General features: G+C 55.5%; 13 protein-coding genes. 8 read left to right on the forward strand and 5 right to left on the reverse strand.

Annotated features, from left to right (window positions below; translation table 11 throughout):
* Positions 1-13: 13 nt before the first annotated feature.
* Complete coding sequence (locus NVIE_RS10540) at positions 14-2695, forward strand: helicase HerA-like domain-containing protein (RefSeq protein ID WP_075055208.1); 2682 nt, start codon at positions 14-16, stop codon at positions 2693-2695.
* Here NVIE_RS10540 and NVIE_RS10545 read toward each other — a convergent pair whose 3' ends face one another.
* Complete coding sequence (locus tag NVIE_RS10545) at positions 2696-2950, reverse strand: hypothetical protein (protein WP_144239662.1); 255 nt, start codon at positions 2948-2950, stop codon at positions 2696-2698. It abuts the gene before it with no gap.
* Positions 2951-3022: 72 nt separating this feature from the next.
* On the opposite strand from NVIE_RS10545, the gene NVIE_RS10550 reads away from it, so the two are divergent.
* Positions 3023-3364, forward strand: coding sequence for a winged helix-turn-helix domain-containing protein (locus tag NVIE_RS10550; RefSeq protein WP_075055210.1), 342 nt, complete (start codon positions 3023-3025; stop codon positions 3362-3364).
* Here the strand turns inward: NVIE_RS10550 and NVIE_RS10555 are convergent.
* Positions 3350-3739, reverse strand: a complete 390-nt coding sequence (locus NVIE_RS10555; RefSeq protein WP_227717350.1) for a hypothetical protein — start codon at positions 3737-3739, stop codon at positions 3350-3352. The two genes, NVIE_RS10550 and NVIE_RS10555, sit on opposite strands and share 15 nt — an antisense overlap.
* Before the next feature lie 38 nt (positions 3740-3777).
* Positions 3778-4275, reverse strand: a complete 498-nt coding sequence (locus NVIE_RS10560) for a cupredoxin domain-containing protein (protein WP_075055211.1) — start codon at positions 4273-4275, stop codon at positions 3778-3780.
* 118 nt (positions 4276-4393) lie between these two features.
* On the opposite strand from NVIE_RS10560, the gene NVIE_RS10565 reads away from it, so the two are divergent.
* The gene (locus NVIE_RS10565) at positions 4394-5962 is read left to right on the forward strand and encodes an aldehyde dehydrogenase family protein (RefSeq protein WP_075055212.1); all 1569 of its coding nucleotides are present in this window, start codon (positions 4394-4396) and stop codon (positions 5960-5962) included.
* Positions 5963-5965: 3 nt separating this feature from the next.
* On the opposite strand, the gene NVIE_RS10570 is transcribed toward NVIE_RS10565, so the two are convergent.
* Both NVIE_RS10570 and NVIE_RS10575 read right to left on the reverse strand, forming a co-directional pair.
* Complete coding sequence (locus NVIE_RS10570; protein ID WP_227717351.1) at positions 5966-6844, reverse strand: proline dehydrogenase family protein; 879 nt, start codon at positions 6842-6844, stop codon at positions 5966-5968.
* A 271-nt stretch (positions 6845-7115) separates the two neighbouring features.
* Positions 7116-7595 carry a MarR family winged helix-turn-helix transcriptional regulator gene (locus tag NVIE_RS10575; RefSeq protein WP_075055213.1) on the reverse strand — a complete coding sequence of 160 codons (480 nt, stop codon included), beginning with the start codon at positions 7593-7595 and terminating at the stop codon, positions 7116-7118.
* Positions 7596-7659: 64 nt separating this feature from the next.
* Here NVIE_RS10575 and NVIE_RS10580 point away from each other — a divergent pair, with 64 nt between their 5' ends.
* The 5 genes from NVIE_RS10580 (at position 7660) to NVIE_RS10600 (ending at position 13517) form a co-directional block, all read left to right on the forward strand.
* Positions 7660-8226, forward strand: coding sequence for a hypothetical protein (locus NVIE_RS10580; protein WP_144239664.1), 567 nt, complete (start codon positions 7660-7662; stop codon positions 8224-8226).
* Between the two features lie 258 nt (positions 8227-8484).
* Positions 8485-9576, forward strand: a complete 1092-nt coding sequence (gene ada / locus NVIE_RS10585) for a bifunctional DNA-binding transcriptional regulator/O6-methylguanine-DNA methyltransferase Ada (RefSeq protein WP_075055215.1) — start codon at positions 8485-8487, stop codon at positions 9574-9576.
* Positions 9577-9635: 59 nt separating this feature from the next.
* Positions 9636-10439 (forward strand): inositol monophosphatase family protein, encoded by an 804-nt coding sequence (locus NVIE_RS10590; protein WP_227717352.1) that lies wholly within the window; start codon positions 9636-9638, stop codon positions 10437-10439.
* Positions 10440-10565: 126 nt separating this feature from the next.
* On the forward strand, positions 10566-11882 hold the full coding sequence (locus NVIE_RS10595; RefSeq protein ID WP_158435204.1) for a hypothetical protein: 1317 nt from the start codon (positions 10566-10568) through the stop codon (positions 11880-11882).
* Between the two features lie 6 nt (positions 11883-11888).
* Complete coding sequence (locus tag NVIE_RS10600; protein ID WP_075055217.1) at positions 11889-13517, forward strand: PDZ domain-containing protein; 1629 nt, start codon at positions 11889-11891, stop codon at positions 13515-13517.
* Positions 13518-13684 lie beyond the last annotated feature (167 nt).

Here is a 13684-nt window from a genome sequence, read left to right on the forward strand (position 1 = left end):
CACTGAAAATCGGATGCCCAAGTTCCATGTAGGCCAAACTGATGGTGGTGGCGACAGCAGCAAGTTCGAGATCGACGTTGCGTCACTCACAAAGCATGCCATCATCCTCGGCGCCACCGGCTCTGGCAAGACCGTGCTTTCAAAAGTGCTCGTAGAAGAGGCGGCACTTCAGGGCATCCCGACCTTTGCCATCGACCCAAAGGGCGACATTGGCAACCTTGCGTTCAAGTCCGCGACTTTTGACTTTTCCAAATGGTCGGAAAAAGAGGCCGACGCGCTGAAAATAGACAGGACAGAGTACGCCAAGAGCCTGCAAAAGATGTACGCCGACAGGATGGCCGAGTTTGCAGTCAGGCAGGATGCGCATGCAGAATTTGCAAAAACCGTCACGGTCAGGATATTCACGCCCAAGTCGTCCGCCGGCCTGCCGGTAGGCATCTCGCCGGACCTCTCTGCGCCAAAGGACTTTTCCCGACTCTTGCAGAGCGACGTGTCGGCCGCGGCTGACCTGCTTGACCTCACCTCGTACAACCTGCTGAGGCTTGCCGGCTATGGCGAGGACGACAGGAAAGAGATAACGTTTGTCTCTGCTCTTTTAGAGGATGCCTGGAAGTCCGGCCAGTCAGTGACGGTAAAGGACCTGATAAGGAGGATAGAGAGCCCTCCAATCAGCACTGTGGGCTCGCTCCACGTGTCCGATGTCCTCGGCGACAAGGACCGGCGCAAGCTGGTTACCAAGATAAACCTGCTGATTTCAGACCCCAAGCTGCGCTCGTGGTCAGCGGCAGAATCCCTGGACTTTTCAGAGCTGATGAAGGGCCCGTCGATAAACGTGCTTGACCTGCGCAACATCCAGTCAGAGCAGGAAAAGCACCTGTTTGTAGAGCTTGTTCTGCAGCAGCTGTTCCAGTGGCTGATAAAGCAGGGGAGCGCCCAGACGCTGCGCTACCTCCTGTATTTTGACGAGATAGCAGGCTATTGCCCGCCTGTCCGGGAGCCGCCGTCCAAAAAGCTCCTCCTCTTGCTGATAAAGCAGGCAAGGGCGTTTGGCCTCGGCCTGCTGCTTGCAAGCCAGAACGCGGTTGACCTCGACTACAAGGTGATTTCAAACGCCAACGTGCGGTTCATAGGCAGGCTTGGCGCGCAGCGCGACATCCAGCGCGTGAGTGTCGGGCTTGAGCTGGATTCGTTTGCGGAAAAAGAGATCTCCCGGCTAAAGGCCGGCGAGTTTTTCTGCAACACGTTTGACCCCAAGTTCCGCGGCGTGATAAAGTCAAGGTGGACGCTCACCTACCACCGCGGGCCCCTTGAAAACGGCGAGATAGCCGAGCTTATGGAGGGCATGAAGGAGGAGGCCCGGCAAGCTGGACAAGTAAAGACAGCAACAGTGGCAGCAACAGAAGAAGTAGGAGAAGAGGCCGAGCCCAAAGTTGAGGCACTGGCAGAGGAGGAGCCAACAGCAGCAAAAGAAGAAGAAAAGCTTCTCGCAAAACCCAAGCAGGAAATCCACGACGACTTCCTGATAGCGGCAGGCGCGCACGCCACCACGTTTATGCAGCTAGAGAGAAAATTCGAACCAAAGAACTTGCAAAGCTTTGCCAAGCTCGGCAACAACGTCAGGTCCATAAGGGTTCTATCGACAGAGCAGGAAGAGGTCTTCCACCCCATCTTTGAGCTGAGCGCGTCTGTCTTTGAAAAGGGCTTTGCCAAGCAGTCGCTTGACAAGCTGGAAGAGCTTGCCGCGTTTGAAAGCCAGCTGGTCCCGCTTCCGGCCGCACACACGCTTGCGCCGCAGCGGGCAGTCCCGGCGGAGGCAAGGCGCGAGGCAGAAAAATGGAAGGGCGAGCTTGAAAAGAGGACCGCGACTCTCAAGGCGGACCTTCAGGCCAAGTTTGACGTTATAATGGAAGAAAAGAGGATCGAGCACATTGCAGAAAAGCAGGCAAGGCCAAAGGCCAAGATGGCTGACATTGATGCAAGCATAGCCCGGCTGCAGGATGCGCTAAACGCCGAGCTTGACTCGGTAAAGGACCAAGAAAAGCTGTACAAGCAGCTAAAGAAGGAAAAGGCCAAAAAATCAAGGCTGATATCGGCAGAGAACCGGATAGAGACGAAAAAGCAAAAGGTTGTCACCACAAGGCGCAAGATAGAGCAGCTGCACACCGACAGGCAGGCCCTTGAGGACAAGCTTGCCGAAATGGAAGAAGAGGAAAACGAAAAATTCCATGCCGCGCTCTCTCAAATCAAGAGCAAGTCCAGTTTTGCCATCGTCGGCTGGCTCATCGAAACCGTCTACCGCGCAAGGATAATAGTAAATGACAAAAAAGAGCACGCCGGCGACGTGCGGTGGAGTTCGTACACCGGCAGGGGCACGTGGGGCCGCTGCTCCGCTTGCTCCATCCCGCTAGAGTCTGGCTCGGCATGCAGCTGCGGCAACCTGATGTGCAACCGCCACCTCGCTTACTGCAAGGCGTGCCTGGAGCCGGCGTGCACGGACCACCGCGCGCTGTGCTACATATGCAATTCTACCTTTTGCGCAAGGCACAGCGCAAGATGCGAATTGTGCGGCCTGCCTGCCTGCACAGGCCACAGCGGCGCGTGCAGCATGTGCAACAGAAAAGTGTGCAACAACTGCTCGCAAAAGAAGGGCCTCATAAAAAGAGAAATCGTGTGCCGCTCGTGCTCACCATCATAATCAGGGTGAGCAGTCGGCAAGCGTGTGCTCGCCTGTGCGCACCGCCATGCAGTTCTGTCCAAGCGTAGTAGTGGTAGCAGCGGTAGTGGCCTGCTCGGGGGCTGGCGTTGTTGTTGATGTTGACGACGAAGGTGAAGAAGCAGGCTGTTGGTCGCCCGAGATCGCGGCCGCCACAAAGCTTGCCATGAAAAATACAAGCGATATCGCTATCATAAGGAGCAGGAGCATCCTCGACTTGTTGCTAGTCGCGCTCACATGTACACTTGGCAAAAGCAGTTAGTAATCTTTTCTATGGGCTTATATTGCAGCCATGCCTGATAGCGCTCAATGTCCGGCTCGCCCATCTCGTACCGGGACAGGATCTACATTGTCAAGGACATCATACTGAAACTGATAGAGTATGGCGAGCTGAACCAGACCGCACTTGTCAGCTTTTGCGGGCTGAACCTGAAAAAGCACAAGCCCATACTCGAAGAGCTGGAATCAAACGGCCTCATCAACAGGCAAGAGTCTGTCGCAGGCAAGCGCACCGTGACCATTTACCGGCCTACGCAAAAGGGCCTGCAGTTTTGCAGGGACATACTGGAGCCGTACGAGCGCATGTTCCCGAGGAGAAAGGACGAAAAAGGCTCCGGCCCGGGACTGGCGATGATGCTAATCCTGATCTAGCCCAAACTGGGAGGCTATCTTTTTGTCGATCTCTTCCTTTTCCTTCTGGTACTCGGCATAGTGCTTTTTCCACGCGCTTATGGAATAGTACTGGCGTATGCCTGTCACAAGCCAGACAAGCGAGATTATGATCACGGCGCCAAGAAGCACGCTCAGCACCAGCCCGAACTCGTTTTCTATCTCAAGCACCGCAAAGAACGAGGGGTGGAGGAGAAGGTAGGCAGACAGCGCTATTGCAAGGGGTGCAAGAATAATTGCAGAGATGGAGACTCCGAGCAGCACCTTTCTCAGGTGTTGTATCTGCTCGATAAAGTCGTCCAGCAGGTCCAGGATGCCCTTTCTTGGCTCGCTCAGGTCATCGTCGTCGTTGCTCACGCAAACCACATCCTGCCTTGCTGTCTCATTAACTTATCTCACCCCTCCACTGTTATGGTGCCCTTCATCTCCGGGTGAATGGAGCAGTAATAGTCAAAGGTGCCTGTCTTGTCTGCCACAAAGCTCACCGTCTCGGTTCCAAAGTAGCCCAGGTCCTTGGTGTGGACGTTGAACGCGTCGATGTTAAAGTTGTGCTTTGAATGCGTGTCATAGTCCTCGTTGATAAAGTGGAACGAAACCAGCTCGCCCTTTGAGTAGACATAGCTGGGGTTGATGTGCGCGCTGCTGCCACCTGTGCTCCTCAAGCCCTTGACTGAGCCTGATGCCTGGCTCAGGTAAAAGTAGCCGCTCTTGCTGTGGGTGGCCTTGATAAAGTCGTTAGTCGGAAAGCCCAGCACCGGCGAGGTCCCGTTGACCGGCACGAGCGCACGGTAGCCAAAAAATCCTACAAGCGAGACGACCGCTGCTATGGCGCCAATTGCCACGGCCCTGTTCCTGGTAAACCTTGGCTTGGGGCGCTCTTTTTGCTTTTTCATATGTATATGCCTTTGATTCTGCAAATCGGTATTTAGGCCATGATTAACATAGTTAATCCACCACCACTACTACTACAAGTCATCGTTTTTAAGGTCGCCTGCAGTATTTCCACTAGAGATGTTTGAAAACGAGCACACCCTGCGCCGGTTTCTGGTCGAAAAGGCAGAAGGCCAGTTCCACGACAGGTACGAAAAGGCGCTTGAAGCCGCAAGGTCCGAGTTTGGCAAAAAGTACCCGATGATTATAGGGGGCAGGCAGGTCCTGGCGGCAAGAACGGTGCCGCACGCTTCGCCGATAGACACGAGGGTGGTGCTCGGGCGCATGCCGGCGGGGACTGCGATTCACGCAAGGCAGGCCATTGCGTCTGCCAAGAAGGCGTTTGAAGCATGGGGAAAAAGCGAGTGGCAAAAGCGGGTAAAGATATTCAGAAAGGCGGCAGACATTATGAGCGAGCGCAAGTTCGAGCTTGCCGCGTGGGTCTCGTACGAGAACGGCAAGAACCGCTACGAGGCCATAGGCGACGTCGACGAGGCGATAGACTTTGTCCGCTACTACGCCGAGGAGGTGGAGCGCAACAACGGCTTTGAAGTGCAGATGAAAAGCGCCCAGCCAAACGAAAAGAGCAAGAGCGTCATGAAGCCCTACGGCGTATGGGGGGTGATAGCCCCGTTCAACTTTCCTGCTGCGATACTGACCGGCATGACGACAGCCGCGCTTGTCACCGGCAACACGGTGGTGGTCAAGCCGTCAAGCGACGCGCCGATAACCGCGTTCAAGATAATCCAGATTTTCCAGGAGGCGGGCCTGCCGGACGGAGCCCTCAACATGGTGTTTGGCTCTGGCGGCACGGTGGGCGCCGAGATTGTCAAGAGCAGGGACGTGTCAGGGATAGTGTTCACAGGCTCTCGCGAGGTGGGCTACTCGATGGGCAGGCAGTTCAGCAGCGAAAAGCCAAGGCCGCTGATAGCAGAGCTTGGGGGCAAGAACCCTGCAATCATCACGGAAACGGCCGACCTGGGCAAAGCAGTAGACGGCGTGATGAAGGCGGCGTTTGGCTACTCTGGCCAGAAATGCAGCGCGTGCTCGCGCGTCTTTGTGCATAAAAAGGTCAGGGACGAGTTTTTGCGCCGGCTGGTGGAAAAGACAAAGGACCTGCCGGTCGGAAACCCGCTTGAGCAGAACACCTTCATGGGGCCTGTCGTAAACAAGAGCGCCTACAAAAAGTACCAGCAGTATTCCCGGCTTGCCGACAGGGACGGCAAGGTGCTTGCAGGAGGCTACGTTCGAAAGGACGGCGATCTAAAGCACGGCTACTACGTGGCGCCGACCATCGTAACAGGCCTGCCGAAAAAGCACAGGCTCTTTCAGGAAGAGATGTTTGTGCCGATACTGTGCGTCACTGACTATGAGAAATTCGACGACGCGCTGCGCATGGCAAACGACGTGGACTATGGCCTTACAGCCGGCATCTTTACGGGCGACCAGGGCGAGGTCAAAAAGTTCCTCGACCACATCGAGGCCGGCGTCGTGTACGTGAACAGGCAGGCAAGCGCGACCACCGGCGCGATGGTAGGATGCCAGCCCTTTGGCGGCTGGAAGGATTCCGGCACGACAGGCAAGAACACGGGCGGCCCGCACTACCTCACGCAATTCATGCGCGAGCAGAGCCAGACCATAGTGGATTAGCAGCTAGCTCTGTACGAGCGACCTTGCAAGGAGAAGCAGGTTGCGCTTGCGCTCCCTTATCCTCCGGACAGAGTAGGGAAGCCACTGGCTCCCGTACGGGATGTATTCGGCGACCGGCAGCCCCCTTGCGACCAGCTGCGACTTTAGCTCGTCGCGGATCCCCATGAGCATCTGGAACTCGCAGTTGTTTGCGCGCAGGTTCACTGCCTCGTCAACCAGCCTGCCGTCGTGGGTGGCGACCGCAAAAAAGTTGCCGCTTTCTGCAAGCATCTTTAGCAAGCGCGAGTAGTTGCGGTCGACCTCTTCTCCCGTGGCAAAGGCGTGCTCCTCTGGCTCGTGGTACGCGCCCTTGACCAGCCTCACCTTGCCTCCGTGCTCTATTATGTGCAGTACGTCCGCGCCGCTCCTGCGCAGGTACGCCTGTATAGCCACCCCTGTCATGGGGTGGTCCTTCAAGACCTCGAGGTAGATGGTTATAGTGTCCTCGGTGAACCTGGCCGACTCCATGTCAATCCACAGGAACTGGCCCAGCTCTTTTGCCTTTTTTGCAAGCACGGAAAAGTTTTGCAGGCACGTGTCATAGTCGACGGCAAGCCCAAGCTGCGTCGGCTTGGTCGACACGCAGCCCCTGACGCCCCTTGCCCTCATCAGTTCCATCAGCGAGAGGTACTCTCTGACTGCAAGCCCTACCTGCGTCCTGTCGGCTGCGTCCTCGCCAAGAAAGTTGAGTATCGCCGACATGCCGCGCCTGTTGGCGTCCAGGGCAGCGCCTATCGCCTCGCCGGCAGAGTAGCCGGCGACCCACTTTTTTGCGACACGGAAAAGCAGCCTCTCCATGAGGGTCGAGTCGTAGCTGTGCGAGTGGAGCGCCTGCGCAGTCATGGTACACATCATCTACCCTTTTCATTGATATAATTATTCGTCAGTGTCGGCGGAAGGAGGAGGAAGGGAGGGGCGTGCTTCCAGTGGAACAGCCGCTTGCTTTAAAGAATTAATTGCATCTGTCTTTTCAGACGCATACACTGAATATTATTATTTGGCGGCTACTATCTGGTCACCTGCTTACGTGGCCAGTTTGGTAGGATGGGAAAAACACAGAGAGATGTTGAACAAATGCCAGGCTGTTGCAGCGCGATTGCCGCTCTGACAGCAGTCACTTCATAGAGGATTGTCTTTGCAGACTCAGTTTTTTTGATTCCTCGTGTGTCAGCTCTACAGTCTTTGTCACTGCGTCAAGCAGGAAAGCCAGTTCACTGTCAGAGTATGAAGACAAGAGTTTTTGCATTCTTTCATGTAGAGGCATAAAGATCATTTCAATTTTCCTTTCCAATTTCTTGTTCCTGATAGGCTCGACAATGGTTCGACGCCTGTCCTTTGGATCGTCCATCCTTCTTACATAGCCAGCTTTTTCCAAGCGGTCAATAATTCCTGTTACCGCACCGGTGGTCAAGCCAGTAAGCTCGGCAAGCCTGCCGGCTGGCATGGCTCCAAAACGGTGAATAAAATGCATGCATTTATGGTCAGTAATATGCAAGCCAACTATATCCGCCACGGCTTGGTGGAACAGTATTGTCTCAGTTGACATTTCTGTAAACTTTTCGCCAATAGCTTCAATGATTTCTTCCCTCTTCATGGTTAACAATCAAGAAAGAAACAGATAAATATATTAGTCTATCACTATCTTAGTGATTAAGATAATGACCGAACAAGTGAAAGCCATGGCAAACGCAAGACGCGTATTGTCAGTAGGGCTGGCCGCGGCAACGCTTGCCGTGGTCTTGACTTATGTGCTGGGCGCTCAGGCGTTGCTGCAGACCCCTCAGGCGGAGGAAGGCCACAACCTGTTTATGTCAATGTTTACGCCACTGGTTCAAGCAGTAACCGGCGGCCACTCGTCGATGTCACAGTTGCACGGCGTCCCCCCAGCGTCGCAGTCACAGATGCAAGGAACGATGGGACTAATAGGGAATAACATCCTAGGCAGCCCGGCGGGGATGGCGGCAGGAGGGCTTGCGGCGGTGGTCGTCATGGGTGCAATCGCACTTGCGGCAGCGGCATTTGTTGTGTCGTGGAAGCAGAGGTCGTTTGTGGTGGCAGGATTGCTGGCAGTAGGTGGCGTCATCCTTATGATACTCCCTCTAGCGAACATGAACTTTGTGATTCCTGGTCCCATAATTGGAGTCGTCGTTGGGCTTGTGATTCTCGGGCTTGGTGTGGCAAAGGGCATTACATCGGCGGGACTGGCAGTGGCAGCCGCCAGATAACCCCGTTTCCTTTTTTATTTACTTTAAAAGCACCGACCGACTGACTGACCAGATACATCTTGCACCAAAACGACCCTTTAATTATAATACGTGTTAAATTGTGAGCCAAGGACCGGTTCTGATTTTTCAAAATGAACATGATTGGGGCGGCGGAACTTTTGCGCGCTCGTGTGAGCATCATCACGCGTGAATTTGAAAGCAAAAAGCCGTCAATAATTTTAAATTCATTCTGTGGATATTTGTCGTAGTAAGTAGAACATGACGCCAAAAAACGCACAACTTGCAGCCGCAACGGAAAGCGACCCTCGCTGGGCATCTGTCGTCGCCCGTGATCACAGGGCAGACGGCGCGTTTTATTTCTCGGTCAAAACCACTGGCGTGTACTGCCGTCCTTCGTGCGCCGCTCGCCGGGCACGGCCGGAGAACGTCAGCTTCTTTACGACGCGCAAGGACGCCGAGAAGGCCGGCCTCCGCCCCTGCAAGCGCTGCAAGCCCGACCAGGCCTCTCTTGCCGAACAGCACGCGGCAAAAGTCACGCAAGCCTGCCGGCTCATCGAGGAGTCAGAGAACGCGCCGAGCCTTGAAGAGCTGGCAAAGCACGCGGGGACGAGCGCGTATCACTTTCACCGCGTGTTCAAGGCTGTCACTGGACTCACCCCAAGAGAGTACGCGCTGGCGCACCGTGCAAAGCGCGTCCGGAACGAGCTCGGCCAAAGCGAGACGGTGACAGAAGCCATTTACGGAGCAGGATACAGGTCGAACAGGCGGTTCTACGATACGTCAAACGATGTGCTTGGCATGACGCCTTCAAGCTATCGCGCCGGCGGCGCAAGGACGGAAATACGTTTTGCCGTGGGAGAGTGCTCCCTCGGGTCGATTCTTGTCGCCCAGAGCGAGCGCGGCGTTTGCGCCATCCTTCTGGGCGACGACCCTGGCGAACTGGCGCGCGATCTGCAGGACAGGTTCCCCCGCGCAAATCTGATTGGAGGTGACGCAAAGTTCGAGCAACTCGTCTCAAAAGTGGTCGGCTTTGTAGAAGCGCCGGCGCTCGGGCTCGACTTGCCACTGGACGTTCGCGGAACTGCGTTCCAGCAGCGCGTCTGGCAGGCGCTGCGCGAAATCCCGGCCGGCTCCACGGCAAGCTACGCCGATATCGCAAACCGCATCGGCTCCCCGAAATCGGTCAGGGTCGTGGCCCAGGCGTGCGCGGCAAACGCCCTTGCGGTGGCAATTCCGTGCCACCGCGTGGTGAAAAACGACGGCGCGCTGTCGGGTTATCGCTGGGGCGTGGAGCGCAAGCGCGCCCTGTTGAATATGGAGGCACCACATGCGCACGAGCGCACGGATTAAAAAAGAAGAAGAAATAACCGTTTAATTATCAGGGTGCGGCAGGTGCCGTATATAATATCATGACAACGATGATGATAGGCGCCCTGAAGGATGCCTGCCGGGAGGTCCATGCCCGCACGCGGGGCATCGCCGGGACTGCCCGGGGCAACAGGCAGACAGGCAGGAGGGGGGCAGGAGGTGATGTCTCCCGCCGGATTGACCTCTTGGCCGAAAAAACGGTCATTGAAGTCTTGAAAAAGCGCGGCATAGGCGCCACGATAATCGGTGAAGAGTGCGGAAGGATTGAAGGGAAAGAAAAAAAGGGTTTTGTCGTCATGGACGCAATCGACGGCACGACAAACGCGTCGCGCCAGCTGCCGTTCTACTGCTGCTCGCTTGCCTATGCCGACGAGTTCAGGCTGGGCGCAGTCAAGGATGCCGCGATTATTAATCTTGTAAATGGCGACCTCTATTACGCGTCAAAGGGCAAGGGGGCGTTCTGCAACGGCAAAAGGATCAGAGTCAGAGAAGCAGGCGACGACGTTGTAATTGGCATGAACGTCTCTGGCATCAACGACCGCACAATCAAGAGGCTGGCGCCGGTGATGTCAAAGGCAAACCACGTCAGGCAGCTCGGCTCGCTTGCGATGGAACTGTGCCACCTTGCAAAAGGGTCGCTTGACGCGTCGATTGACTTCCGGGGAAAGGTCCGGCCGGTGGATATTGCCGCCGCGTGCCTGATAGTACGGGAGGCAGGCGGCCAGGTTTACTCGGACAAAGGGGTGGAGCTTGACTGCGAGCTTGGAGTAGAGACGCGCATGTCGTTTGTCGCGACGGCACACGAAAAGGTATTCCGGGATTTGTCGGCCGACTTGTTTGGCTAGCCATTTTTTAATAGAAATTATCATGTGGTTGCTGTTTGTCCGAGTCATCGGCAACATGCACTTCTTATAGTTGCAAGCCCCTATACCTGCCAAGACGAGGGACAAATGGCAGAATATGGCGCAAGAATGGAAGAGTTTGACCGAGGTGTAGGGGCAGCCCAGCAGGCTGACATCGAGTACGAGCGGTCCGGGGGCGAGCCAATAGTCCTTGCAAGGTACATCACTTTCAGGGAGTTCCTATCAAGCTATATGGACTGGCGCGACAAGGCGCTCAACGAAGGGCTGGAGATCCTAAAGTACGAATCGACCTCTGCCACCGCAAGCCAGCAGCAGAGCAAGTGGTCGGATTATTATTCAAGCCAGGGCCAGCAGGCCTTCCAAAAAATCACCGACTTTGTCAAGTCGGACAAGGCCCCAAACCTGCGCAAGTTCGGAGAAGAGGTCGCGTCGCAAGAGTCCCAGTTCTTCAGCCTGATCTCCCGCGCTCCCCTTGCATGGTTCCAGGGGCAGGTCCAGCAGTACACCTATGAATTTTACACAGAGATGAACAGCCTCGAGGGAAAATGGAAGGCGATGTTGGAGCAGGACAGGTCGGTGGACGACAGGGCCAGGAACACCTCAATTCAGGTGCTCAGGCTTTTTGATGAAGTTGTAAGAGAGCTGGTGGCTGAAAGGCGCTCGGGAGAGGAGAATGTGAGGTACATCGTAGGTCAGGCAAAAAAGGTGCCGGGGGTTCCACTTCCGATAAAGGTCCTCCTCGTTGCAGTGGACAAGATGCTGGAGCTTGCCGGCAGGCTGAAGAAGAGCGGGGAGGAGCTTGCCCGGGGCTACATGGATGCCTACAAGCTTGAAGAAAGCATAGTCATCGTCTTTACCCAGACCCGCCAGGGCGTGAGGGAGTTTCTGGCAAAGACAAACCTCGATTCTGCGATTAAAGAGTTCAACGCCATAAACGAGAACAGCAAGGGCCTGGCCGACCAGTGCCCCACTCCAAGGCAGAAGGAAGACGCCAAGAAGTTCATGGAAAAGGCTGCCGGCCTCGTGTCTGGGTTCCTCGAGAAATTCAGGCAAGAGTACAATGAATTTGTCAGCGACAACCGTGGCATCTTTGTCGGGCCCGTCAGCGACAAGACGCTTGACGAGCTTTTAGAGGTCCGGGACTGGCAGAAGTCCTGGGACGACATCGAGCGTTTCAACATACAGTCCAAGCTGAAGGAGGTCTATGACGACTGCGTCAAGACGTGGCAGGTCGACCTTGACGGGCTGACGGACGAGCAAAAGAAGGAGCTGAAGGAATTCTGGGACATGGAACTGCGGCGCCTGCACGACGGCCTCTATGAAGTGATAGAAGGCTCCCTGTGGGACAGGATCAAAAGGTCGCACCTTGACGACCGGCGCCAACTGAATGATACTACAAAGAATTCCAAGGGAGGGCTGGAATAATATAGCATGTCTGTAGAACTGGTCCGCACGGATAACAGCAGCCTGCTCACGGGCATCAAGACGGATGCCGTGCTGTATTCCGAGACCCCGGGGTTCCGGGTGACCTGGATCGAGTGGGACAGCGATTTCCGGAACAGCGGCCTGCAGATACAGGACCTTGTGGTAAGCGTGGACGGCAATTCTCTCGACCCTTTCTTAAAGCCCGGCAAGATGTCGCCCGGGATAGGCCAGTATGGCGAGTACATGTACTGGCAGCAGGTAGGGGCCAAGCCCGACCAAGAAATCACACTTGGCGTGCTGCGCAACGGAGGGGAAAAGGTGGAGATAAAAGGCAAGATCCATGCCTCCCGCTTTTATTATGACAGACAGGGCCGGCCTGCCATGGCGCCCGGCGGCCCTGCGCGCCTGTTCCCCAAGGATGATTTTTCCGACGCGTGGAGCAGCTGGTACGAAAAGTTTGTCTGGAAGCTGTCCTACCTGCTTGACGGCGCCTGGGACAGGCATAACATCAACAGCAGGCAGGAGCTCAAAGAGCAGGAGGAGCACAAAGGGCGGATCGACTTTCTGCTCAAAAACTATCCCGGCCCGTTTGCGGATGCAGTCCTTGCAGACTGGACTGCGGCGATAAACCTCCTCAAGGGGAAAAAGGCAGATGATGTAGACCTGGAGTACAAGGAGCTTGGGGCAAAGCGCGTCGAGCTGGTAAAGCAGGAGGCTGCAAAAGCATGGAACGCCTTCAAGGGCGAGATTTCTGCTCAAACCATCCCCGTGTTTCCAGCCGCCAGGATAGACAGCCGCGACCAGTTCGCAGGCAAGATAGTAGAGCTTCCGTGGATAACCCCGCGTGACAACATAATCAACGACCTTGGCAAGACGTACGCGGTGGTCGGCTCTCAGTATGACGGGTATTATTTCGTGCTGCTTTCGTCTCCCGAAGTGTACCGCTTTTACGATGCGATGTACAGGTACAAGGCGCAGGTGAACCCGCGGCTTGGCGAGCGCTACCAGTACGTCGGCAGGATAACTGACGAACCGAGGATGATCACCTTTCGCGGGAGCCCTGTCAGCGGGCTTTTGGTACGGGCCCTTGCCGGCCGCGCGGGAGACGAAGAGCTTTTCGTGGACATGCGCAAGACAAACGAGAAGGGCAAGAGCGATTTTGCAGGAGAAGCCGCGATAAAGCCCAGCGCCGCAAGCATGCCCGGCGATGGCGCCTCGCCCGCGCAGGTCATGGGAGAAATGATCCGCGCAGTCAAGTTTGCAGACGAGGATTCGTGGAAAAAGCTGTTTGCAGGCTGGCGCGCAATAACGTACGACGACGGGCATTCCGTACTCGATTCGTCGTATGCTCCTTCGTCGTACTCGCTTTCCTCGGAATGGGAAAGGTCGCGGCAGGCCATAACAGGAAGCGTCTATGACGTGCGCGTGGACAAGGTCGGCCGCGTCAGGAGGATAATCAAATCAGACCCAGAGACCAACCTCCCAAGCGTCGATGAAGTCACCGTGTTTCTGGATCATTACGGGCTGTTTGATGGCGAGTACAGGACGTTTCTCAACCTCAATGTACACAGAAGGTGGACACTCCAGCGGCTCAACGAAGGGCCGTGGAAGATAACCAGCGTGCAGAGCATCTAAAAGTAAAAGAATATGCGAATATGAAAGGATTGAGCTTTACATTACTGCGAAGAAGAAGCTTTTGTAATGGTTATAGTAGTCTCCTTGAAATACTCGTGGGAAATCTTTTAAGTTCTCGTGCGGCCGGGAATGCATGGGCTCGAACTCACGAAGCGAAGCCTTTGCTA

The sequence above is a fragment of the Nitrososphaera viennensis EN76 genome (assembly GCF_000698785.1).
In the GTDB taxonomy this organism is placed as follows: Archaea; Thermoproteota; Nitrososphaeria; order Nitrososphaerales; family Nitrososphaeraceae; genus Nitrososphaera; species Nitrososphaera viennensis.

Bases quoted from the DNA above. Each gene is read 5' to 3' on its own strand.
- NVIE_RS10540 (WP_075055208.1), top strand. From the start codon at position 14: ATGCCCAAGTTCCATGTAGGCCAAACTGATGGTGGTGGCGACAGCAGC.
- NVIE_RS10550 (WP_075055210.1), top strand. From the start codon at position 3,023: ATGTCCGGCTCGCCCATCTCGTACCGGGACAGGATCTACATTGTCAAG.
- NVIE_RS10560 (WP_075055211.1), bottom strand. From the start codon at position 4,275: ATGAAAAAGCAAAAAGAGCGCCCCAAGCCAAGGTTTACCAGGAACAGG.
- NVIE_RS10565 (WP_075055212.1), top strand. From the start codon at position 4,394: ATGTTTGAAAACGAGCACACCCTGCGCCGGTTTCTGGTCGAAAAGGCA.
- NVIE_RS10570 (WP_227717351.1), bottom strand. From the start codon at position 6,844: ATGACTGCGCAGGCGCTCCACTCGCACAGCTACGACTCGACCCTCATG.
- NVIE_RS10575 (WP_075055213.1), bottom strand. From the start codon at position 7,595: ATGAAGAGGGAAGAAATCATTGAAGCTATTGGCGAAAAGTTTACAGAA.
- NVIE_RS10580 (WP_144239664.1), top strand. From the start codon at position 7,660: ATGACCGAACAAGTGAAAGCCATGGCAAACGCAAGACGCGTATTGTCA.
- ada (WP_075055215.1), top strand. From the start codon at position 8,485: ATGACGCCAAAAAACGCACAACTTGCAGCCGCAACGGAAAGCGACCCT.
- NVIE_RS10590 (WP_227717352.1), top strand. From the start codon at position 9,636: ATGACAACGATGATGATAGGCGCCCTGAAGGATGCCTGCCGGGAGGTC.
- NVIE_RS10595 (WP_158435204.1), top strand. From the start codon at position 10,566: ATGGAAGAGTTTGACCGAGGTGTAGGGGCAGCCCAGCAGGCTGACATC.
- NVIE_RS10600 (WP_075055217.1), top strand. From the start codon at position 11,889: ATGTCTGTAGAACTGGTCCGCACGGATAACAGCAGCCTGCTCACGGGC.